Source organism: Marinoscillum pacificum (assembly GCF_024714495.1).
Classification (GTDB): domain Bacteria; phylum Bacteroidota; class Bacteroidia; order Cytophagales; family Cyclobacteriaceae; genus Marinoscillum; species Marinoscillum pacificum.
On sequence record NZ_JAMZMJ010000002.1, the window covers coordinates 383,503 to 407,356 of the forward strand.

Consider the following 23,854-nt stretch of genomic DNA (forward strand, 5'->3'; position numbering starts at 1 on the left):
CAACTTTGGGGAAATTTCTCTTTGGTTGAGATCCAAATTATTCAGTCAGCAGACCGGTTTGATCTACAAGGCATCACTATATAAAGAAAAAAGCCACCCTGATGTGAAAATCAGAATGGCTTTGAAAGTTTTTATTCGGTGACAAGCACTCTCACACCATAACTCTGTGGGTCGTCAGGTGGAGCTGCATTCCATCGGGAGAAGCTATGGGATCCATCAGATTCATAGTAGACATTGTAATCACCAGCTGGCAAAGTAACCGTCTCATGAACTCTTCGATTCTTTCTAGCACCACCGGCATGTTCTGTTTCATAGTAGTCCATTTCCCAAACTATTCTTCCTGTATCCATATTTTTGATCCAGGCAGTATCGCTCATGCGACCATCAGATCCTTCTCCCATGGCGATGATGGTTACTTTGGTAGTATTCTCCAGTGAAAAATGCTCTCTTCGATAATCACGATCAGTGATCATATTAATCTCTACCACTACATTTTCAGCAGTGTATACTTCTTCATCAAACTTAACAACAGATGACATGTCTGCTTCATTAATTGCCCAAAGCGTAATTCCCCAGTGGATCTCATCATCCGGCCTGGTACTATTCCAGGCATTGTACGCATGTGATCCATCCGTTCTGTAATAAGCGATATACTTTCCTTTCGGCAACTCTATTTTATCATTGATCAATCTGTTCTTTTCTGCTCCTCCAGCATGTTCAGAACGATAAGGTCTCATCTTCCAAACAGTCTCTCGAGTATCTGCGTCTACTATCCAGCCAAAATCCGCCATTTCATCTCCATGATCTTGCTCACCAATGCACAAAACACGGAGATCCATGTCTTTTTTCAATTCAAAACCTTCCGATACCAATTCGTAATTTCTGACTCTGGTCAATTCAACAACCGGCTCTAATGTTTTAGGTGCAGTGTATGGAATCACATTCTTTTTATCTACCGCAGCAGCAGGATAAACGGCAACTCCCCAGAACTGAGGATCATCTGGAGGTAATTGATTCCAATATTTATACGAATGAGAATCGTCCGTACGGTAACTAACGATGTATGACCCTGCAGGCAACTCGATGGTCTCGTCTAAGCGAATATTTTTATCCGCTCCACCTGCAAAACGCGTATTGCGATAGCTCATTTCGAAAACACGTTCTTGTGAATTTGCATCTACAATTCGCATATAATCGAACGTTTGATCTTTACGACCTTCTCCAATGGAGTACACTCTAATATTAGTTGGTGCCGATAATGAAAAACCTTGCTCGAAAAGCTCGTTATCCTCAGCTCTCACAAAATAGGCAATCGCATCTTTTAGTTGCGTTTCCATCACCTCGCTAACTCCTACTTCCTTGATACCAGCTCCACGAATTTGAACAAACAAATCGTCTTGTAGCGATCTTCTAAAGTTCTGTTCACTGCGACTACTAAATATTTCAGCAATCAAATCACCAAGATCTTCGATTCCCCAGTCGCCACCCCAACCATAGTTGTGATGAGCTCCAGTAAAGTATAACTCATAATTACCTGCAGGAAGTTTAATATCATCATTCAGATCAAACTTACCTTCACGATCTTTTAAATCTTCTTTGTCACGAATATCATCATAGGCATGCCAAACAACCTTACGTGTTTTACTATCCAATATCCAGGCATAGTAAACGAGGAGTTTGTAATCATCCCTGAAAATTCCGCCTGTTCCTGTGATTTCTATTTCAGTAGGTTGAGTCAAATTAAACGCCCTGACTTCAACTGTGTGAGGATTTACATCTCCAATGGATATGGTTTGTGCCTGCACAGAATAGCAAGCCATAAATACTAGTGATGCGTATAAATACTTCATTTTAGGTAATCTTGTCTCGTTGGTATCGGTTGATAATTACTTATCGCAACTTGATCAAACGTAAGAACAGAACAAACTGTTTCACAACGACATGAGGAGATTTCAATGAATGAATAATTGAATGCAAAAACCTTAAATACTTGCTTTCCTGGTACCAGTAGAAAGCATCTAATAACCTTGTATAAGCAATTGATTTCCGATCAGTCACTGTGGATCGAGCAAGAGTTGTAAACTCATGTATTTTAGATGGATTAATCACCTTCTGATGATAATGGTACGTCCCTGCAATTAAATCAACAGGCTGCATGGTCACATTTTGATTTCTGAATTCAAGCATCAATAATCGATCCTCACTATATTGGATGGTTTCATTAAACTTCACCTGCTCAAAAAGACCAGTTCGAAACAATATGCTGTGAAAGGCCGGCATATAATACAGGAAATAAAACCAACTGTCGGTTGACTTATAATGGTATTGATGAAAGAGCTCATCATTGAGCTTCTTGATTTTTCTAAAATGCGAATCAACCATATTTCCATTCAACTCTGCATGAGCAATCAAGATGTCCGAATTTTCAGAGATTCTATTCAACGCATTTTCCAGGAAGTCCGATGCTAGCTCATCGTCATCATCCAAAAACAGCAGAAAATTACCAGATGCATTTTCAATTCCGTGATTCCGAGCTGCAGAAACTCCGCCATTAATTTCTAAATGATAAAAGCCTATTCGAGCATCATTGAACTCATTTTCAAGGTTTCCAATCATTCCTCCGTCATTAATCACCAATATTTCCACATTTTCATATTGCTGATTTAAAGCTGATGAAATAGCTCTTTTCAGCGTATCGGGACGATTGTATGTTGGGATGATTATAGAAACCAGCTCAGGCATGCAGCAATTTATTGGGAATCTTTCAATCTGATCCTTTTAGGATTCGTAAAATTGCAGAACGATGTCCGACAAGGAAAAAATCATACTACCCCCGAAGTACTATCTAGATTACTTTAAGTACTTGTTGGAGTTTATCACTTCAGGTTCAAGTCATCTGCTATCGCATGATGATGAAAGCTTTATTGCTCTTTTTGATAGTTTGAGTGAAGATGCTCAATGCCTCATGGTGCGCATGATGAATAGAAAAGGAGAGTATTTCCGTCTAGAAAAATTCAGTTACGTTGAAATTGAAAACATCCCGGCTGCTGCAGAAGAATTGGTAGAAGCTGAATTGATCTCACTTGATCCTCCAAACGACTTTCTACTCTTCAATCTGTTTACCAAGGCAGAGCTACATCAACTTTATCCGGGACGTGATTTTCAGAAGAAATACAAAGACCACATAATTCTGGAACTTGCGGAAGAAAATGCATCCGAAGATTATGATGCCCTGCGATCCAAATACACCATCATGCACTTACTCATTCAAGAGCAGATTGAATATTTGAAGTTGTTGTTCTTTGGTCATGCTCACGGCATGATGACAGAGTTTGTCATCCGAGATATTGGAAATGTGAAGCTCGAAAACATGGATGGAGTAGAATTCACTCCATGGTTTGATACCCTAGACGAGGCCAAAAGTGTTTTTGAACTCTACAAATGGGATCGAACTATCAAGCATGCTATTCCAGCATTATTGCCAGAAGAAATTGCCGAATTGTGTGGCTCGGTGAATTGGAGCATCTATTTAAATCACCCTAAATCCCGAAAGATCGGCGATAAATTCATGCTCCGATTGGGAGAATATTTTGAAAAATCAGGTTTCTATGAAGATGCTCTAACTTACTACAGTCTTGCAAGAAAACACCCTGCAAGAGAACGCCGAATACGCATTCATGAAAAGTTGGGTGAAACTGAGTATGCAAAGGAGATTGCTGAAGTAGCGTTTGAAAGTCCCTTCAATGCTTCTGAGAAAATCTTTGCGAAAGACTTTCTCCAAAAGAAAAGCAAGCGCAATTACCGAAGCACTACTGCACGTATCAATGAAAGTCCTGAGATTACGATTACTGAGCCAAGGGGCCACCGAGTAGAAAACCATGCTCTCTCCTATTATGAAGAGCTAGGATATAATGGTGTCCATGCTGAGAATTATCTCTGGCGCGGCATGTTCGGATTGGTGTTTTGGGAAGAACTCTTCGGAACTGATCAAGCAACATTTCATAATCCATTGCAGCGAATGCCAAGCGACTTGCACACGGAAGCATTTTACATCAATCGTAAAACACATCTTGAAAGCAAGATCAAGCAGTTTAGAGGCAAAAAGCAGCTCATTTCATTCATTGAGGAGACTTATCTACTCAAGCAGGGAATTAACAACCCTATGGTCGGCTGGCATGAATCACTGATCCCAACTTTATCAGCATGTATTCAACACTTGCCTCTCAAAGGTATAAAAGCAGTCCTTTTGGAAATAGCAAAGAACGTCAAAGACAATAGCACAGGATTCCCGGACCTATTCATTTGGCATGAAAACGATTATCAGTTTTTTGAAATCAAGTCGCCTAATGATCATCTGTCTGCTCAGCAATTGTTCTGGCTAGACTTCTTTCAGGAACAAAAAATCAAATCCGATATTCTTCGAATAAAATACGATTGATTTAACTTTTATCATTTATGAGTTAATCCATTTCTCTAATCAATAAGTTGGATTATCTTATTGACTCAAACAACAGATTTATGAAAGTACTCATGCTGGGGTGGGAGTTTCCACCAAAGATTTCAGGTGGATTAGGAGTAGCAAGTAAAAGCCTTGCAGAAGCTTTAGCCCAAAAAGGTCATGAAGTCTCCTTTTTGCTTCCAAAGAAAGACAGCACCCAGGTGAGTAATGATGTGAATCTTGTTGACGCATCTGGACTAACTCCTGATGTAGAATTTTGGAAAAGGAAAAAGGTTTATACAGAAACACTATCCGAAACTTCTATTGGCAGTATGTTGATGCCTTATCTCGATCCAGAGATTTTCGTAAATAATAAGACCAAATCAGTAGAAAAAGTAACACTTGAAAATACTGAAGAGTCTGAGTTACTGGAACGGATTGAGCTCACTGGCACATACGAGTCAAATCTAGGAGCCGAACTATTAAAGTATGCGATGCTTGCGGTGCAGGTTGCCAAAGAAGAGCAACCAGAAATCATCCATGCTCATGATTGGATCACTTTTAGAGCAGCAGTGCTGATTAAAAAGACATTGAATATTCCGATTATCCTTCATACACACAGTACAGAGCATGACAGAAATGGTGTCTATGCACAGCAACATGTAATCGATGAAGAACGAACAGGTTTTGAGCAAGCCGATCAAATCATCGCGGTGAGTCAAAAGCTAAAATACACCATCATTGGATCGTACGGAATTGACAGCAGTAAGATCAAAGTGGTACCTAATATCCTAAACATCAAAACTTCGAAGCCAGGCATTCGAAAGCCTAAACACATCGCTTTCGTTGGCCGATTAACTCATCAAAAGAGCCCATCCATTTTCATTGATCTGGCTCGTGACTTGTGTTCGAAAGGATACGATTTTAATTTCTCCATCATCGGTGATGGCTATTTAAGAGGAGATCTTGAAAATCGTGTAGCTACTTCCAACTTCTCGGATCGAATTGTCTTTGAAGGATTTCTGGATCGTTCGGAAGTACTTAAAAAGTTCTCTACAATCGATCTTTTAGTAGTGCCATCTGCTTCAGAACCATTTGGTCTGGTAGCTATGGAAGCCATATTGAAAGGCATTCCTGTTGCTGCAGCGAGAGGTATAGGACTTGGAGAGTTTATCCCAAGTATTCCACAAGTAGAGCGTTGGGATCATTATTCTTATATCAGGCTTATTGAGCGATTGATGACTGATGATCATTATCGTAAAGACGTGATTTCTACGTGCCAAAAGGAAGCAAGCAAAATAACACCAGAAAGAAGTGTGGGCATCATGGAGCAGATCTATCAGGACGCACTCTAAGTAAAACTTTGGTTTTCCTATTTTTGCCCAAAACAACACTACCCTATGTTAAGTTTTTGGGAGCGAGAATCCTTTACATCTTATGATTTGATCGTAATCGGAGCTGGAATCACTGGCATGTCGACAGCCGCATCTTTCAAAGAAAAACACCCTTCAGCGAATGTACTCATAGTAGAGCGAGGCTCTTTACCAACTGGAGCAAGTACTAAAAATGCTGGTTTTGCCTGTTTTGGAAGCATCTCTGAACTCGCCATTGACCAAAAGACACTCGGAGATGACGGCATGCTTTCATTAGTCAATAGAAGATGGTCAGGACTTCAAAAAACCATTTCACGATTAGGTGAGTCAAATATTGGTCTATTAAAACAAGGAGGTTATGAACTATTAAGAGAAGAAACCGACTATTATCTCAACTATATGGATGAGGTGAACACCATTCTCAAGCCTCTATTCAAAGAACCAGTTTTTGTTGACGCGACTGATCGGTTGAAATCGTTTGGTTTCGGTGAAACCTCCTCAATGGTTTTCAATCCATATGAAGCACAACTTCATACAGGTAAGCTGATGAAGAGCTTATGGAAATACTGCGGTGAATTGGGCATTCAAATCATAACAGGAACTTCTGTAAATGAAATCCTGGAAGATGAGCAAGGTGTTACCATCATTTCAACTGCACATAGTTTCCAATCAAAAGCTGTTGCTATTTGCACCAATGCCTTTACTCCAGCATTAATTAAGGAGCAACTAAACATTCAACCAGGTCGCGGCATGGTGATGCTGGTTAAACCAACGAAACCACTCCCATTCAAAGGAACATTTCACTACGACGAAGGCTATTATTACTTCCGTGACTTTGAAGATCATGTAATCTTTGGAGGGGGTAGAAACCTGGCTATTGAAGAAGAAAACACCACCGAATTTGGTCTAAATGCTAAAATTGAGGAAAAACTTCTCGCCGATCTAAAAAATATCATCCTACCCAATATTGACTTTGAAGTAGAGATGAAATGGTCAGGAATCATGGCCTTTGGAGACACTAAAGCCCCGATAGTGAAGAAGTTAGCTACGAGACAATACCTTGGTGTACGCCTGGGAGGCATGGGTGTAGCTCTAGGAAGTTTGGTAGGCGAGGAACTTGCCACTGAAATATCCCAAAATCATTTTTGAAATTTGTGTTAACTTTTCGTTTTGCAAAAAATCTATTGAATGGCAATTAAGCGACCTCCTACTTTATTTGAAGCTTTTATACCGGTTCTTTTTCTTATAGCATTACTTTCTATCAATGTAAGCATTTTTGGAGATGCCGCCCTTGACGGTTCAAATCAAATTGTACTGATATTATCCGCGGCAGTAGCCACAATAGTCGCTGTAAGACTAGGCTACAAGTGGGATGAAATTCAAGATGGAATTGTCAAAAGCATTAGTTCAGCTATGACTTCTTTATTGATCCTTTTATTAATCGGATCATTAGCAGGAACATGGTTGCTCAGTGGGATTGTACCAGCCATGATTTACTATGGTCTTCAAATATTAAATCCTTCCATATTCCTGTTCGCTGCATGTATTGTTTGCTCTATTGTATCTGTAGCCACTGGTAGCTCCTGGACAACAGCAGCCACTGTTGGTATTGCATTGATAGGAATCGGCAAAGCACTAGGTGTTTCTGAAGGAATGATTGCTGGAGCGATACTTTCTGGAGCCTATTTTGGCGATAAAATGTCTCCACTTTCTGATACAACCAACTTGGCTCCTGCAATGGCTGGAACCGATTTGTTTACACACATCAGATACATGGCGTTAACTACAGTTCCGAGTATCTCAATTACGTTAATCATCTTCCTTATCCTTGGATTTACACAATCCACTTCTGGAACGGCTGTTGAAACACAAGAAATTTTAGACGCGATCAGTGGACAGTACTATATTTCTGGATGGTTATTCATTGTCCCTGCAGTTGTAGTCTTTATGATCGTAAGAAAGGTGCCTGCTATTCCTGCATTGTTGGCAGGAACATTATTAGGTGCTGTTTTTGCCTTGATCTTCCAACCTGATCTTGTAGCTGGAATTGGAGGAAGCATGACCGCTTCAGGCATGTTCATTGGAATTATGAAATCGCTTTACGGAGATATTTCAATTACTACATCAAACGACATGGTTAATGAGCTTTTAAGTAGTGGCGGAATGGCAGGTATGCTTGGAACCATCTGGTTGATTCTCTCAGCCATGATTTTTGGTGGTGTCATGGAAGCTTCAGGCATGTTGAAACGAATTGCAAAAGCCATCATCAGCATGGTGAATAGTACCGGAGCTTTAGTTGCCTCAACAGTAGGCACTTGTGTATTCTTCAACGTTACCGCATCAGATCAATATCTAGCAATTGTTGTACCGGGAAGAATGTATGCTGATATTTATAAACGAAAAGGCTTAGCACCTGAGAATTTAAGTAGATCCCTGGAGGATTCCGGAACAGTTACTTCCGTATTAATCCCCTGGAATACCTGTGGAGCATACCACTCTAGTGTATTGGGTGTCTCTACTTTTGCCTATGCACCCTATTGCTTTTTCAACATCATCAGCCCACTTATGACGATGTTTTTTGCATTCGTTGGAATAAAAATTAAGAAATTAGTGACAGAGTAAGCCCCATGTTTCCAAGTCATATACCCAAAGAAGATATCAAACATTTGCCGCTGATGAAATTCAGCGGTACTATTCATCTCATCGCTACTGAAGAAGAGTTGAATGACGCGCTCAAGGGTTTACAGCGCGAACCATTTCTTGGATTTGATACGGAAACAAAGCCTACTTTCAACAAAGGAGAATACAATCAAACAGCCCTCATCCAGCTGTCTACCATGACAGATGCCTACATTATTAGAGTGAAGGATCTGGGCATCAACAATCCTCTCAAAAACCTTCTGGAGGACAGAGAAATCCTAAAAGTTGGAATAAGCATTAGAGATGATATTAAGGAGCTGAAGAAACTGAGACCTTACAGGCCTGGTGGTTTTATTGATTTGAATGATATTGCTGCGGATCTTGGAATTACACAAATAGGTATGCGCAGCTTAGCTGGAATTTTCCTCAAAGGTCGAGTAAGTAAGAGTCAACAAACTTCCAATTGGGAGTCCAAAGAACTTAGTGCTGGCCAACTTTCCTATGCTGCAACCGATGCATGGATCTGCACCAAGATTTATTCAATGCTTAGCCAAAAAGGCTATATCTAATCCTCGAAATCGAGCGCTACATTCTTAGTAAGTTCTAATTTCTTAGCCAGTCGAGGTACATCCTCATCCTTCAACAAACCTTTGAAGAGACAATCATCGGTATATTGTTTATCCAAATAGACGATATCAAATTCCCCCAATGCACGCTCAACTTCTGCTGTCACATCATATCCGAAATGAATACTAAACCCTGTCTGAGAATAAACGGTCTCGATCGTAGCTTGATTCAGAGCATCCTCAGTTGATACTTTGTAGGCATTGATCAAACCTCCAACCCCCAATTTTGTGCCCCCGAAATACCGAACTACCACTACCAGCGTATTGGTAAGGTTTTTTGATCTGATTTGCCCTAGAATAGGGTCGCCAGCAGAGTGATTTGGTTCTCCATCATCATTGGCTCGAAAAGCTTGATTTTTAAGCCCTATGATATACGCGTAGCAATGATGACGTGCATCATAAAACTCCTTTCTTAGTTCCTCAAGTTTCTCTTTAATCTCCTCCTCTGTTTTTACATGATAGGCACGAGCAATGAATTTACTCCCCTTCTCTTTATAAAACCCTTCAGGACTATTACTTATCGTAAAAAATTCGTTCATCGGATACTGTCAAGAATCTGCTGAGCTTCCTTATCAATAGCTTCAGATTCTGATACTTCAATCGCTTTTTCGAGATTATATATGGCTTTATCCTTCAAACCTTGACTGGCATAGATTCTTCCGAGACCAAGATAACTCATACTACGATAATAGGTGCCATGACCAGTAATTTCGGTTCCAGAAGCAATTCCATTTCTATAGGCGGAAATCGCCTTTTCTTGATCGTTTTTTACTTTTTCGTGATACAATCCATCAAATGCTTTACCTGCCATGGTATAGTAAGGACGTGGAGATTTGATAAGCTCTTTGATCATTGAATAAGGAGCCTTTTTGAAATCATCTCCTGAATTTAAGGACTCCAATAACTTAGACTTCATATAGAGATTATTCGGATAACGCTTCACCAAATACCACATGTATTTCTGAGCTTTTTGAGGCTGATACTCATACCGTAAGTAGATATAAGCCAGATAAACATATGCTTCTACACTCGTCAGAACAGCTTTTTGAGTGGCCTGCTCTATTTGTTGTATCCCTAGTTCGATATCTCCGCTCTTGAAAAACCAAAGAAGTGGCTTATATACTGGGTACTTCTCAGGGTACTTCTCTCTGAAGTAATTGTATACTCCGGTAGTCATTAAAAAGTCAGGCACTTCTTCACTCAGCTTAAATCCACTTTTCACCAGATCATAAGCCTTACCTGCTTCAGACAGTGCTTTCATGTAATGTCCATCATCAGCATAGTATTCTGCCAATAAACCACGAGCTGACATTTCGAAGAATATCGCTTCCGGGTGTTCTTGACGACCACCATCCATTTTATTTGCTAGTCTGATGGTTTCTCGAAGATGCCCACTAAAATCATTGAATACTGAGTCCACAGTTACAACCGGAATATTGGTCCAAAGGACATTCAATCCTTTCAACATCGGAACGGAAGGGTGTTCAGGAAGTCGCTTCTCTATTTTTGCGATTAAAACATTTGCTGAATCCGTCTGGACATTATAAATGTAATCCACGCATCTTTTAACTAACTTAATGTTCGATGGATTATCGAAAAGTTGGCCAAATGACACCTGACACATCAAAAAAAGTATGGCGACGAAAACTCCTCTCAATTTGTCTGAATTGCGAATGTTATGATAATTAATCTTGAGCAAGTTACCTTTTGGTTTGCACAATCAAAAACACGTTGTACCTTAAGAAGAAGACTCATAGTTTTACAAAAAAGATGGATTGATTCTCAAAATGTCTGTTCCAAATTGTTATTTATTTGATCCTCAGTACGCTAAGATTCAACAACTGAAGGGGTATAAATTGTTCGTCTCGGACATAGGAATTTTTCCAGTTGTTATACAATCTCAAATTGCTACGAGTCTCTCCAAAAGTCCTTTTGGAGGATTACTTGTAGATAACGTAAACAAGCAAAAATTATTCCATTGGTTAGATGAAATCATCAAAGACTTAAAAACAAAATCCAATGAACTAATTATCAAGCATCCTGGCTCTATCTACCCAACTACAAATGATTCCTGGCTACAGGAGTATGGCTTCCAGCAATCGACAACCGAAATTGCTCACTACATTGATCTGAATAACTTCACATTAGATCGCTTACACAACATGCAGCAACGTAAACTGAAAGCATCCCAATTTTCGCTGGAAGTGGCTCCTCTATCCAAACTGAGTGATATGCACTCATTTATCGCAGATTGTCGAGCAAGTCAAGATTTGGAGATCAATATTTCTCTGGATAGTCTTTCCAAACAAATTGAAGCATTTCAAGATCGATTTTTATTTTTTGTTGCTAAGAAAGATCATGAACTAGCCGCTGCCTGTATTATCACTCTCCCTTTGGATAACATTGCGTACTATTTCTTACCAGCAACTAATCCTAAGTATAAAAAAGAGAGTCCAATGGTCAGTTTAATGGTATTCATCTATGATCAACTGAAAACTTTAGACTATGATTATTTAGATCTTGGGGTTTCATCTATAGAGGGAAAACCACAAACTTCATTGATCACTTTCAAGGAACGTATGGGAGGGATCTATTTCCCTAAATCAACCTATTCACTTGATTTAACCACAGATCGATAAACTGCCTCCATTTTATTAATTGCGATCTCTGGCCCTAAAGTTTTCTCAGCGAAAGAACGAATCTCATTTGCATTAAAGTCGGACAGTCTACCTAGCATGTCCTGCAATCCTTCAACCAAATAATCATGCCCATGCTCAACGACACACGATACTTCAGAGGTTAACTTTTCATCGATACCCCCGCATTTAGTCATTAATACTGGCACTCCAGAAGCAAGAGCCTCAAGCGTCGCTACTCCATAGGATTCATGTTTGCTTGGCATCAGAAATAATGAAGATTCTTTGAGGGTTGAAGCAATTTCATTTGGTGACATATGCCCCTTGAAAGTGACTCGATCACCTAGACCCAATCGCTCAGTTTGTACCTTCAAACGTTTCATAAGCCTACCTTCACCTCCAATAATCAATTGCCACTTGAAGCCTTTGCATTCAGCCAAAGCTTCCAACAATCCAGATTGATTTTTCTGATCCTCGAGACGTCCTAAATGAAAAAGTACAGGCTCCTCATTATTGGTGGATCGGTTTTCTGCATTGAAAAGATTAAAATCGATAAAATTATCTACAACGATAGATTCAACTCCATATCCCTTCAACTCATTAGCAAGTTGCTGACCTACCACAATCACCTGATTCGCCATTTGAAGTCTTGGCAGCAACAACTTCTTCACTTCCGATTTAAAGGTTGGGAGCGGAAAGGGACTCATATGCTCGGTGATTACAAAAGGAATATGATGCTTCTCAGAAAGACGCTGAGCGATATAGCCGGCAGGATACGCCACATGTGCATGAATCACGTCTGGCTTACCATAACTCTGAATGAAGCGATCAAAATTCTCTTCATTCGCCTGAATGATCCCTTCGATGTTTCCCTTTTTAATCTTTCGAGTCCAAGTAAAGGCTGGGGTTAAAAACTCAGCGCAATTAGGCTCTAGTAGAGTATCTTTTCTTTTAACACTTGGCTTGGAACCATACCTAAGCAAACTGGTAAGTGGTTTAATAAGAGGCAACCAAAGCCCTGGTTCATGAGAACCCCAAACACTGATACCAATATTCCAATCCGGCCTATGCTTTGCCAAAACTTGTGCTTGCTCTTTGAAGAATATTCCGGTGGACGGATAAGACACCGATGGATACCAGGATGGGATGATGAATACATTCATACGTAGCCAAACTTATTCAAACCCTCTTTCATTATCCGGACCACTTCATTTCTAGTTGCTCTGGGTAACTTGTCTTCCCACTTAGAAAGTGAATCACTAAATACCGGACGATAAAGTCCTTTATGAATGTCTAATTTAAATACATCAGCATTGGGCACATGATTATAGAACTGAAGCATATGATCCTCATAACTCACTCCGAGATGCTCACATACCCTTTCCAATTCAGACTTTGGATCCTCAACTAGATCCTCATATTTCAAGACAATCAATGATGTTTGACTTTTCAGCTCTTCATAAACCTTAATCGTTTTCATCCATTGTTTAGCAGCAACTACAGGATTGGAGCGATCTCCCATGATAGAACCAGCTTTCATAAAAGAATGCACTACAGCTCTTCCATCCCGAATCATGAAAATGAATTTGGCATTCGGAAACACTGAATAGATCTCAGGAATGTAATGGTAATTGAGATGCGTGGTATCTCCCCAAAGACGTTTTTGACCCGGATCTTCAGATTGATATAAATACACAATTAATTGCTGTAGAGATCGCTTTTCTACTCCCCAGGAAAGAATGTCTGACCAATCAATTTTGGTTATGCTACACCAATCACTCTTTTCTACTTCACGAACATGTTTGGACAACAAATCGACTAATACTGACCAGGGCAAATGATTTAGTAATTTGAAGCGTGCGATCAATGTACCTAAAAAATATTGTTCAGGTGGCGCATATAATTCACTATGTTGATTCAGCATCCGGTTGAATAACGTACTTCCATTTCTACCAGATCCAAAAGCGAAAAATGGCACAACAGATAATTCAGTTGCAATAGCATGTCTTCTAGGGAGGACATCCATCACCTTTTCTAATGACCGAATCAACTGAATCTTTTTCATTGTGAATTGAAAGTAGAAAGTTATTCCAATCCATCGTGAATGATTCACTCAAATCGCTAAAAAATGCCTCTTTTTTACAGCATGATGCTAGTCAACCAATCCTTATTTAATTTTGAATAGTTTGATATCAATGATCCACAAACCAATTAGCGCCTCATGAACACGCCCCTGGTCTCCGTTATATGTCTTTGCTATAACCAAAAAGACTATGTTGGTGCGGCCATCAGATCTGTATTAACGCAGACTTATCGAAACATAGAACTCATCGTAGTGGATGATGCAAGTAGCGATGGTAGTCAGGAAGTCATCAAAGAAGAGTTGATAGGTACAAATGTCCAGTTCATTGAACTTGAAGAAAACATAGGGAACTGCGCAGCATTCAATAAAGGGTACGCAGCCTCCAAAGGAGAATATTTAATTGATCTGGCTGCTGATGATCTATTACTTCCATTTAGAATTGAGATAGGCTTAGGTGACTTTATGAAAGCTTCTACCAAAACGGGCGTTCATTTTAGCGATGCCTTTATGATCAATGTAGATGGAAGCACTATGAACACTTTTTATGAGAGAAGTGAAGACGGACAACTAATTAACACTCCCCCATCAGGAGACATTTTCCAACAATTGATTGAGAAATACTTCATCTGCCCTCCGACCATGATGTTCAAAAGGGAGGTTTTGGATCGTTTAAATGGATATGATGAGCACCTCAGTTATGAAGACTTTGACTTTTGGATTCGATCGTCAAGAGAATTTGAATACATCTTTAACCCAGCCCCACTTGTTAAGAAAAGAGACGTTCCAAAATCATTAGGAAAAACACAATTTTCCATCAGAAGCAAGCACTTTCAAACCACCTATCAGGTTTGCGATAAAGCACTTGATCTATGTCAAAGTGCATCTGAAATTAGTGCTTTAATTGATCGCTGCAAATATGAAATCAAACAATGCGTGAAAACGCTCAATTTGAGCTTGATTGCTAAGTACCGTAACCTGATCAAAGATGCTCAGCGACGATTATCATCGCTTTCCAGCATGGACATGTAGCTATAATAGCGTTCCTCGGATATTATTCCTTCTTCCACAGCGGCTTTTACAGCACAGCCAGGTTCATTGGTATGAATGCAATTATGAAACTTACATTGCCCTAAAAGGTCTCGCATCTCAGGAAAATAATGAGCCAATTCCTCAGGATCTATTTCTGACAAACCTAGCTCTTTGATTCCGGGAGTATCAATTACTGCTGAATCCTCATCGATTAAAAACATCTCAGCAAATGTTGTCGTGTGAACACCTTTGTTAGCGAAACTTGAGACTTCAGATACTTTTTGTTCCTTATCCGGAAAAAGAAGATTGATCAAAGTAGATTTCCCAGCACCAGAATGTCCAGAAAGCAAAGTTTTCTTTCCCTGGAACAAGGATTGCACATCATCTGTCAGGCCATTTGCTGTAAAAGATGTTTGAAGACACTTGTAACCAACGTGCTTCTCATATAGAAAACACAAATAACCAACTTCATCTTTTTCTTCTTCTGTTAGTAAGTCGGTTTTATTGAAAAGGATAATCCCAGGAATTCTAAATGCTTCCAGCGTAACTAAAAAACGATCAATGAAGCCAAGAGAAGTTCTGGGCATTTTAAGTGTAGCAATTAGCACCGCCTGATCAACATTGGCTGCAATTAGGTGATCATGATGCTTTTTTCGAGGCGATTGGCGAATGATATAGTTCTCACGCTCTTCAATCTCAACAATCACGTATTCTCCGGAATTTTCCTCGAGACCTACATAATCACCAACGGCAATAGGGTTCGTAATTTTCTTATTCTCCAGCTTAAATTTCCCACGAATTCTGGCATCTACTTCAGTTCCCCGATCTAGTAAAACTCTATACCATGAACCTGTAGACTTAGTCACCAATCCTCTCATAAATACTCACTCAACTTGGCCATGATTTTTTCAGTAGCTCCAGATCTGGACATCACATAGTCCATATTTTTCTTACCCAGAAGCTCGCGCTGTTTCCGATCATGAATTAATTGCTCAAAAATATCAAATAGTTGGTCTTCATCATCAAAAGTGAGCAATCCCCCAGCATTTTTCAGATCTACTACTTCATTAAACTTCACATTTTTGGTGTGTTCTGCTATGATGACAGGAATACCATACACCGCTGGCTCAACCGTATTGTGAACTGCGCCTCTTAATGCTCCTCCAACATAAGCAACATCTGCATATCTATATAGAAACTTCAGCGTGCCTATGGAATCAACAATCATCACCTGCGCATTCTCTCCTTCCCAACCTGAATGAGCAACACCCGAAGAAATCTCGTCATATAATTTCAAACTATCTTCTGACACTTCGTGTGGAGCAATGACAAACTTCACCTCTTTAAAGCGATTGATCAGAAGTTTCAAATACTTCCAGTCAGAAGGCCATACACTACCACAAACCATGGTCAATGAATCGTCAATGAATTGAACGATCTTTTGATCAGACCAGGTACTATTTTTTATTGTCAGCATATGATCAAGTCTAGAATCACCGGCTATGGTGTATTGCTCCATCCCATGACTTTTCAACAGTTGAGCAGATCGATTGTCCTGAACAAAGAAGTGAGTCGTGTTTTTCAGAGCTGTCAAATAAAAGCTTCCCATGGAATGAAAGAACATTTGATCCGATCTAAAAACAGAAGAAATCAAAACCAATGGGATTGATCGCTGACTTAAGGCAATCATGTAATTGTACCAAAACTCATATTTGATGAAAAGGGCCAACTGTGGTTTAGTGATATCAAGAAAATCTTTCGCATTTCTTGTATAATCCAAAGGCAAGTAAGCAATGGCATCTACAAAATCAGATTCCTCAAATGCCTGATATCCTGAAGGTGAAAAGAAGGTCACTAAAATGAATACATCTTCATGAATTCTTTTTAACTCCTTAATCACTGGAAGTCCTTGCTGATATTCTCCTTGAGAAGCTGCATGCACCCAGATGAGCTTATCCTTTCTTTGCACCAATGATTCTTTCAAGGTAGCCCTCCAATCTTTGCGGCCATTTCGAAAGTCTCTAGCCTTCTGATAAAAAGGAGCTACCAAAAGCAGAACAAAATGGTATAGCGCTATCGTAAGGTTGTAGACCCAGTGCATCTCAAAGGTTGGTTGGCAATCAATCACTTACAAGAAATAAAAAAAGCCGCACTTTCGTGCAGCTTTTCTGTAATTATTGATGATCTAAAACTAAATCAACTTAGTGAGATGCAAGGTATGATGAAACACCATCTCTAGTTGCTGACATAGCATCTTTACCTTCTTCCCAGTTTGCAGGACAAACTTCGCCATGCTTTTCTACGTGATGCCAAGCATCTACAATTCTCAACATTTCATCAATGTTTCTTCCCAATGGAAGGTCATTGATAGTTTCGTGTCTTACTACACCTTCTTTGTCAATGAAGAATGTACCTCTGTATGCTACTGGAGCACCTTCGAATACCAATTCTCCTTCTTCGTTGTAATTCCAGTCTCCTGCAAGCACACCGAAGTTGTTAGCTACAGTTTTAGAGCTATCTGCTACTAATGGGTAAGTAACACCTTCGATACCACCTTTATCTTTCTCAGTCATCAACCAAGCAAGGTGAGTTTCTTCTGTATCACAAGATGCACCTACAACTTGAACACCTCTTTTCTCAAACTCAGCAAGTTTCGCCTGGAAAGCGTGAATTTCAGTTGGGCAAACGAAAGTGAAATCTTTCGGGTAGAAGAAGAAAATCACTTCTTTTTGACCTACATACTGCTCTAATGAGAATGATTCAACGATTTCATCTCCGTTGATTACTGCTGGAGCATTAAATACTGGTGCTTTTTTTCCTACTAATGACATAATTATTAGTCTGCTTTTATGATTTATAAAAAATTAATCTTTTCATTAAGAGTTTCACAACCGCACATCCACTTTATTAGATGAAATAGTTGCTGACCCCTTTCTTGCAGCAAAATTAACCGCTTCATATAGCTGAACCAAACAAAACCCATTAATAAGGATTTATGCTGCAATTACTTTTAGTTATTGAAAAAGAATCAAATTCTTAAATCGAGCTGATTTAACACGTAATGGTTAAATAATGGGTTTCATCCGCCGATATACCAAATACATGGTATGGAACTGACCCATCTGTCCAAATAAATTTGTAATGAATTAATGAATCAAGAGGAATCGCTATTTTTGTTAAAATCATAACATAAACTTATTGAGATGAAATCACGCATAATTGTGCGGTTTATGGCTACCGCCCTAACCCTAGGACTCGCTTTTAACTTTTCAAATGCTCAGGATTTTGGAGAAATCATGTCTGCAGGAACTGAGGATGCTAATACTTATTTAGAAAATTATGCTGCACCAGTAATTAACTCATTCGGAGTGGGTTTAGCTGGTGGATGGTATAACACAGCCAAAGCACACAAGACTTTAGGATTTGATTTGACTGTTTCTTTTAACATGGCCGCAGTACCAAATGAAGACATGATGTTTGACTTTGCTGAAGCTGGGTTTAGAAACTTACAGCTTAGAGGTGACTCTGACGGCATGGTACCAACCCTTGCAGGTGGAGATGCTGAAAATGGCTCTGAATTGTATATAGAAGCTGGACAAACCATCAACGGAGTAACTATTGAAGATGAAGTAACTTTTGACGTGCCAAGCGGCTTCAACCTAAGCGAAGTTCCTGTGGTAACAGGTGTACCAACTCCAACCTTCAACTTAGGTGTCGGTATTTACAAAAACACCGACCTTAAATTAAGATTTATCCCTCAGCAAAACATAGATGGGTATAAATTCGGAATGTTCGGCATAGGGGTAATGCATGATGTAAAGCAATGGATTCCTGGTATTAAAAACTTACCATTTGATCTTTCAGGTTTCTTTGGTACAACTACAATGACGGCTGAAAAAGACATTGAAGTTAATAATCAAGATGGTTCAACTAGTTTTGAAGGATCTGGAGTAGCTACTTTCAAAACCAACTCTACAACAGTTCAGGCAATAATTTCTAAAAAGTTAGCAGTTTTAACTCCTTATGCGGCATTAGGCTTTAATGCTGTAAAAACAACATTTGATGTTTCTGGCGATTATACAGTTGAAACCGAAGATCCTCTAGGACAAACTCAAAGTGAAACAGTATCTGACCCAATAGATCTTACATTCAAAGGTGCAGGTGGAGCAAGATTGACTTTGGGAGCTCGACTTAAATTAGCTGTTTTCACTTTCCATTACGCTTATACTTTACAGAAATACAACACTCATTCATTCGGTTTTGGAATCAATGTGAGATAATAAATACTAAAATATCAAGTTCTAAGAAGCGGGTATATCCCGCTTTTTTTGTTGCTTCGCATTAATGGTTAGAGCTTTTCTCGTCTTATTTACTATCCTTCCATTACATCTGCTCGCTAGTGCATTAGACACTGTTAGGGTTAAAAAAAATGAACTTCTGGTATTGGACGACACTGTGATAGCTCCTGAAGCAGACACTATCTTTATCGTAGATGAACCATATAAACTAAAACAAAACCCCTACAAAACATCACAATCCTTCTATGCAAAAGTGCAAGAGATTACCGGCCACAATAAGATTACATCAAGACTCTTTGATTTAATCTATATAGAACCCGGAGCCACCACCGAATACGATGAAGATTCAGAAAGCCGAGAATCCATAGAACCTTTCGTGGACTATGAGCACTTGAGAATAGGAAAAATTCACATCAAACATGTAGACATTCTTCAAGGAGATGTAAATGACACTGCCAGAGTTGCAACTTCCTATTATGCTAAAATGGCCAATCATTTGCATTTCAAAACATGGAATACTCTCATAAGAAATACCATCACAGTCAAAAGCGGAGAAGAAATAAACCCCTATTCAATCGCCGATAGCGAGCGACTACTCAGAAGATTACAGTTTATTCAGGATGCACGTATTTACATCCAGCAATCTACAGATGACGAAGAGGCAAATCTACTTGTAGTTGTCCAGGACCGATTTGCCTGGGGACTAAAACTTAATGTAGATGGTTTAGACAATATAGAAACTCGCTTGATCAACAGAAATATTGCGGGGATTGGAAAATATGCTTCAGCATCTTACATCTATGACCAAAGACCTGATGGTTCGCCACATGGTTACTCCATTGAAACAGGAGGTCAACAAATCAAAAAACTGAATGCCACCTGGCGCCTCAATCACACCAACATACACGATCGTAGCGAATGGGGTTTATATCTTGACAAACCATTCCTAACTCCAGGGACGAAGTATGGCGGAGGTATTGATCTAAGAAATGTAAAAGACACGATGCTAACTTTCGATGGAGACCGAGAGTTTACAGGTAAGTATAATTTACACTATCAGGATGTGTGGATCGGCAGGTCTTTTGCTTTACCATCTACCTATCAGAGACAAAACATTACCTTCACCACCAGATGGCTGAGACACCATTTTGATGACAGACCGTTTGTTTCTTATGACAGCAATAGCTTCTATTACAATCGAAACCTGGTCCTTTCTGAACTCAGTATTTCATCCCAGAAGTTCCTTAAAAGCAACTATATCACATCATTCGGTATATCTGAGGATATTCCAACTGGTTATCGCTTTTCTGTCATTGCAGGAAAAGACTTCAATGAATTCTATCAACAAAACTATGTTGGCTTCCAAATCTTCTGGAGCACCTATTTTGTGAATTGGGGATATTTACTTTTCAACCAGGAAGTCGGAACATTCGATCATGAGACTGATAAACGTGGGGTTTACAGAACCACAGTCAATTACTTCAGCCCACTAATAGACCTCAATAATTATCGCTTGAGAAATTTTCTAAAGATCAACCTGGTGAAAGGTATTGATCAGCCATTGAATAGCGCCATTAATCTCGAAGATCGAATTAGGGATATTCATGGAACTGAATTTGGTGGAAACGCGGCCATTTCACTTTCCGTAGAGCAGGTAACCTATACACCCTGGTATTTCTATGGCTTCCGTTTTGCGCCGTTTTTCTATTACAATGTTGGTGAAGTATGGGATTATAGAGAAGAAAGATCCTTCAGCCATGGTTATCAGGGAATGGGTGCCGGAATCCGAGTAAGAAATGAAAGTTTAGCATTCAGTACATTCGAACTTAGAATGACACATTTCCTAACCGGACAACAACTAGAGCGGCAAACACTTATTTCCTTCTCCAGTACAGTGCCCATAACACTGACAAACATCTTCCGATTCAAGCCTACAATCGCTCCGTTTAGATAAAAAGAAAAGTCCCGACAATGCCGGGACTCTTCAAAGATGTCAAACAGGTGTATGAATATAAAATTTGTGTTATGCATCTATATATACAGTACCTTTACAAAAGGTAACCAGTAGATTAAAAAAAATGATAAAAATTATTTTCGTATGTCTCGGCAACATCTGCAGGTCTCCATTAGCTGAGGCTATCTTCCAGCACAAAGTCAATCAAAAAGGGCTTCAAGACAAGATAAGCAGTGATTCTGCAGGTACTGCAAATTATCATGTAGGGGATGATCCGGACACCAGAAGTATCGCTGTGGCGGTAAAACATGGTGTTCCCATTCAGCATAAAGGCCAACAATTTCATCATACACATGGCGAAGCGTTTGATTACATCATGGCCATGGACCAATCCAATCATCGGAATATTATTCACGAGCTTGGTTATAAACATGAAGGTCTATTTCTCATGAGAGACTTTGATCCAGATGGCAAAGGAGAAGAAGTGCCCGATCCATATTATGGAGGTGCTGATGGGTTTGAAAATGTCTATCAGATGCTGGACAGATCTTGTGATGAATTGCTAGAATACATTGTGAAAGAACACAACCTGTAATTCATGAAGGATCAACACACCTTTTTCAGCCAAATACTTGAAAGGGTTTTAGAGCATCCTATTTCAATCAAAGCAATTTCGCGTATTACAGGAGGCGACATCAATGATGCTTACAAAGTAACCACTCAAGACAGTATCTTTTTCATCAAGACGAACCAACCATCTGTTGGAGACTTATTTGAAAAAGAGCGTCTGGGAATGAAAATCCTACTAGACTCGAAGGCAATTCATATTCCAAACGTGTTAGATCAAGGATATCACGAACAAACACCTTACCTGATTCTTGAATACCTGGAAAAAGGAGCTCCTCAACCCAAATTCTGGGAAAAATTCGGAACCCAAATGGCCGATCTCCATAGAAACACACAAGAGCATTTTGGCCTGGATCATGACAACTACATTGGCAAACTTCCTCAATCAAATACGCCAAAATCCAACTGGGTTGACTTTTTCATAGAGCAAAGAATCGAGCCTCAGCTAATGTTAGCATTAGACAATAACCAAATTAGCTCGTCTCTAACTGACCAAATAAGAAGCTTATATCACTATCTACCAGAAATCTTTCCAACAGAAAAGCCTTCTCTTCTACATGGAGATTTATGGAGCGGAAACTTCATGGCCAATCGTGAAGGTTCACCAACCATATTTGATCCCGCCGTTTATTACGGTCATCGTGAAATGGAATTAGCCTTCACTCGACTATTTGGAGGATTCGATCGACAGTTTTATTTCAGCTACAATGAAACTTTCCCATTGAGTTCCGGATTTGAAGATCGGATTGATATTTACAATATTTATCCGTTACTGGTCCATGTTAACCTATTTGGTCCATCGTATCTCTCCGGTATTCAAAGCACCGTCAAACGATTCAATTAAGCCGGACGGTAAAGTACCTGGTAATTATTTCGAGTTTGTTGTTCTAAAATCTTCTCGCCCATTGCTGGCAGCATCGAAAACGACCCTGATTCATAATTTTTAATTGTCGCCAAATGCAAACCTTCATTGTAGAGAACAGAAAAATCACCGGCCAAATAATCTTTTAGCTTGTCGAGCTTATCCATGTTATCATCCATACAGATGGTAAATGTCAAAGCCGAGTTATGCATCAGATTAATTTTAATATTAGCGTGACTAGTGGCCTGAAAGATCTTCACCAATTTCTTTTCATCCATCAAACTACTATCTTTTACCCGAAGTGTAACCAGCAGCTGATTTTCCTTAAAAACGAAGCAGTGCTTCGTACTAATTTTCTCCTTATCTGCAATGACAGTTCCAGCACCGGATGGATCAATGAATGACTTTACGTAAAGAGGAATATCCCTCTGAGCTAAAGGACGAATAGTTTTAGGGTGAATAACTTTCGCTCCATAGAAAGTTAGTTCGGTCACTTCCTGATAAGACAGCTCATCAAACAATTCAGCTCCTTCAAACTTCTTAGGGTCTGCGTTGAGCAAACCAGGAACATCCTTCCAAACTGTCAAGCTTTCAGCTTTTAGACAGTAGGCGAATATAGCTCCCGAAAAATCTGATCCTTCCCTACCCAATGTTGTAGTCTTGCCTGTCAAATCAGAACCAATAAACCCTTGAGTTACAACCGGGCCATTTTCAAGCAGTTCTGGTAAATCACGAGCAATAAAATGCTCTGTTAATTGCCAATCAATATTTGCTTCGGTGAAAAAACTATTGGTTTTAATTACAGATCGAGCATCCAACCAGTCACAACTCACCTGTTCTTTGATATAATGATATACTATGGACGTTGAAATCAGCTCACCAAATGGTATGATTTGGTCGTAAAACTGCAACCAGTTCTTACCAGGGCCTTTCAAAGTTTCATCCAATTGAACCAACCAGTTAGAAATATCCTGTGGAGTTTCGCTAAATAAATCATTACATACTGCTTGATGATAATCCACCAACTGCATCAACTCTTCTTGAAAATTTTCCTTAGCATATGCTTTTTTAGCAATCACTTCCAACGCATTGGTCGTCTTCCCCATGGCGGAAACCACTATGACCAATGGCTTATCCCTATGAAGACTAACTATCTGATATAAATTCCTTACCCCATCTGCATCCTTCACGGATGCACCACCAAATTTGAAAATTCGCATCTTGCAAACGATTTAAATCAATAAAAAAGGCCTATTTTCGTGTTTTGAAAACTGCTATAACACTATCC

The 23,854-nt window shown here is 39.5% G+C and carries 21 protein-coding genes; 11 read left to right on the forward strand and 10 right to left on the reverse strand.

The features are described from left to right. Positions 1-131: 131 nt before the first annotated feature. Together NXS00_RS08480 and NXS00_RS08485 are read right to left on the reverse strand one after the other, a co-directional pair. Positions 132-1,850 carry a hypothetical protein gene (locus tag NXS00_RS08480; protein WP_258098733.1) on the reverse strand — a complete coding sequence of 573 codons (1,719 nt, stop codon included), beginning with the start codon at positions 1,848-1,850 and terminating at the stop codon, positions 132-134. 40 nt (positions 1,851-1,890) lie between these two features. Beyond that, positions 1,891-2,742, reverse strand: a complete 852-nt coding sequence (locus NXS00_RS08485; protein WP_258098734.1) for a glycosyltransferase family 2 protein — start codon at positions 2,740-2,742, stop codon at positions 1,891-1,893. Positions 2,743-2,803: 61 nt separating this feature from the next. Here NXS00_RS08485 and NXS00_RS08490 point away from each other — a divergent pair, with 61 nt between their 5' ends. The 5 genes from NXS00_RS08490 to NXS00_RS08510 all read left to right on the forward strand — a co-directional run bounded on the left by NXS00_RS08490 (position 2,804) and on the right by NXS00_RS08510 (position 9,020). Next, entirely contained in the window at positions 2,804-4,438 is a 1,635-nt protein-coding gene (locus NXS00_RS08490; protein ID WP_258098735.1) for a VRR-NUC domain-containing protein, read from the forward strand. Between the two features lie 80 nt (positions 4,439-4,518). Further along, positions 4,519-5,793: a glycosyltransferase family 4 protein gene (locus NXS00_RS08495; protein WP_258098736.1), complete on the forward strand. Its 1,275-nt coding sequence runs from the start codon at positions 4,519-4,521 to the stop codon at positions 5,791-5,793. Positions 5,794-5,838: 45 nt separating this feature from the next. Next, positions 5,839-6,960 (forward strand): NAD(P)/FAD-dependent oxidoreductase, encoded by a 1,122-nt coding sequence (locus tag NXS00_RS08500; protein ID WP_258098737.1) that lies wholly within the window; start codon positions 5,839-5,841, stop codon positions 6,958-6,960. Between the two features lie 39 nt (positions 6,961-6,999). Further along, positions 7,000-8,433, forward strand: a complete 1,434-nt coding sequence (gene nhaC, locus NXS00_RS08505) for a Na+/H+ antiporter NhaC (RefSeq protein ID WP_258098738.1) — start codon at positions 7,000-7,002, stop codon at positions 8,431-8,433. Positions 8,434-8,486: 53 nt separating this feature from the next. Beyond that, on the forward strand, positions 8,487-9,020 hold the full coding sequence (locus NXS00_RS08510; protein ID WP_258098739.1) for a 3'-5' exonuclease: 534 nt from the start codon (positions 8,487-8,489) through the stop codon (positions 9,018-9,020). Here NXS00_RS08510 and NXS00_RS08515 read toward each other — a convergent pair. Continuing rightward, on the reverse strand, positions 9,017-9,616 hold the full coding sequence (locus NXS00_RS08515; RefSeq protein ID WP_258098740.1) for an IMPACT family protein: 600 nt from the start codon (positions 9,614-9,616) through the stop codon (positions 9,017-9,019). The two genes, NXS00_RS08510 and NXS00_RS08515, sit on opposite strands and share 4 nt — an antisense overlap. After that, positions 9,613-10,635, reverse strand: a complete 1,023-nt coding sequence (locus tag NXS00_RS08520) for a tetratricopeptide repeat protein (protein ID WP_258098741.1) — start codon at positions 10,633-10,635, stop codon at positions 9,613-9,615. Before NXS00_RS08520 ends, NXS00_RS08515 begins: the two co-directional genes overlap by 4 nt. 229 nt (positions 10,636-10,864) lie before the next feature. Between NXS00_RS08520 and NXS00_RS08525 the strand changes: the two genes are divergently transcribed. Next, complete coding sequence (locus tag NXS00_RS08525) at positions 10,865-11,716, forward strand: GNAT family N-acetyltransferase (RefSeq protein ID WP_258098742.1); 852 nt, start codon at positions 10,865-10,867, stop codon at positions 11,714-11,716. On the opposite strand, the gene NXS00_RS08530 is transcribed toward NXS00_RS08525, so the two are convergent. Both NXS00_RS08530 and NXS00_RS08535 read right to left on the reverse strand, forming a co-directional pair. Then, entirely contained in the window at positions 11,686-12,876 is a 1,191-nt protein-coding gene (locus NXS00_RS08530) for a glycosyltransferase (RefSeq protein WP_258098743.1), read from the reverse strand. The genes NXS00_RS08525 and NXS00_RS08530 overlap by 31 nt on opposite strands. Beyond that, positions 12,873-13,778 carry a sulfotransferase family protein gene (locus NXS00_RS08535; RefSeq protein WP_258098744.1) on the reverse strand — a complete coding sequence of 302 codons (906 nt, stop codon included), beginning with the start codon at positions 13,776-13,778 and terminating at the stop codon, positions 12,873-12,875. The genes NXS00_RS08530 and NXS00_RS08535 overlap by 4 nt, the downstream gene beginning before the upstream one ends. A 156-nt stretch (positions 13,779-13,934) precedes the next feature. Between NXS00_RS08535 and NXS00_RS08540 the strand changes: the two genes are divergently transcribed. Beyond that, complete coding sequence (locus NXS00_RS08540) at positions 13,935-14,825, forward strand: glycosyltransferase family 2 protein (protein WP_258098745.1); 891 nt, start codon at positions 13,935-13,937, stop codon at positions 14,823-14,825. Here NXS00_RS08540 and rsgA read toward each other — a convergent pair. The 3 genes from rsgA to NXS00_RS08555 all read right to left on the reverse strand — a co-directional run bounded on the left by rsgA (position 14,786) and on the right by NXS00_RS08555 (position 17,656). Beyond that, positions 14,786-15,703 (reverse strand): ribosome small subunit-dependent GTPase A, encoded by a 918-nt coding sequence (rsgA, locus tag NXS00_RS08545; protein ID WP_258098746.1) that lies wholly within the window; start codon positions 15,701-15,703, stop codon positions 14,786-14,788. The two genes, NXS00_RS08540 and rsgA, sit on opposite strands and share 40 nt — an antisense overlap. Next, positions 15,700-16,926: a 3-deoxy-D-manno-octulosonic acid transferase gene (locus NXS00_RS08550; protein WP_258098747.1), complete on the reverse strand. Its 1,227-nt coding sequence runs from the start codon at positions 16,924-16,926 to the stop codon at positions 15,700-15,702. Before NXS00_RS08550 ends, rsgA begins: the two co-directional genes overlap by 4 nt. 100 nt (positions 16,927-17,026) lie before the next feature. Then, on the reverse strand, positions 17,027-17,656 hold the full coding sequence (locus NXS00_RS08555; RefSeq protein WP_258098748.1) for a peroxiredoxin: 630 nt from the start codon (positions 17,654-17,656) through the stop codon (positions 17,027-17,029). Between the two features lie 372 nt (positions 17,657-18,028). Between NXS00_RS08555 and NXS00_RS08560 the strand changes: the two genes are divergently transcribed. The 4 genes from NXS00_RS08560 (at position 18,029) to NXS00_RS08575 (ending at position 22,548) form a co-directional block, all read left to right on the forward strand. Continuing rightward, positions 18,029-19,105, forward strand: a complete 1,077-nt coding sequence (locus NXS00_RS08560) for a DUF6588 family protein (RefSeq protein ID WP_258098749.1) — start codon at positions 18,029-18,031, stop codon at positions 19,103-19,105. 64 nt (positions 19,106-19,169) lie between these two features. Beyond that, a complete protein-coding gene (locus NXS00_RS08565) occupies positions 19,170-21,077 on the forward strand; it encodes a hypothetical protein (RefSeq protein WP_258098750.1) in 1,908 nt (635 codons plus the stop codon). A gap of 124 nt (positions 21,078-21,201) precedes the next feature. Then, complete coding sequence (locus NXS00_RS08570) at positions 21,202-21,672, forward strand: low molecular weight protein-tyrosine-phosphatase (RefSeq protein ID WP_258098751.1); 471 nt, start codon at positions 21,202-21,204, stop codon at positions 21,670-21,672. Between the two features lie 3 nt (positions 21,673-21,675). Further along, entirely contained in the window at positions 21,676-22,548 is an 873-nt protein-coding gene (locus NXS00_RS08575; RefSeq protein WP_258098752.1) for a fructosamine kinase family protein, read from the forward strand. Here the strand turns inward: NXS00_RS08575 and NXS00_RS08580 are convergent. Beyond that, positions 22,545-23,786, reverse strand: coding sequence for an aspartate kinase (locus NXS00_RS08580; RefSeq protein WP_258098753.1), 1,242 nt, complete (start codon positions 23,784-23,786; stop codon positions 22,545-22,547). The two genes, NXS00_RS08575 and NXS00_RS08580, sit on opposite strands and share 4 nt — an antisense overlap. Between the last annotated feature and the right edge of the window lie 68 nt (positions 23,787-23,854).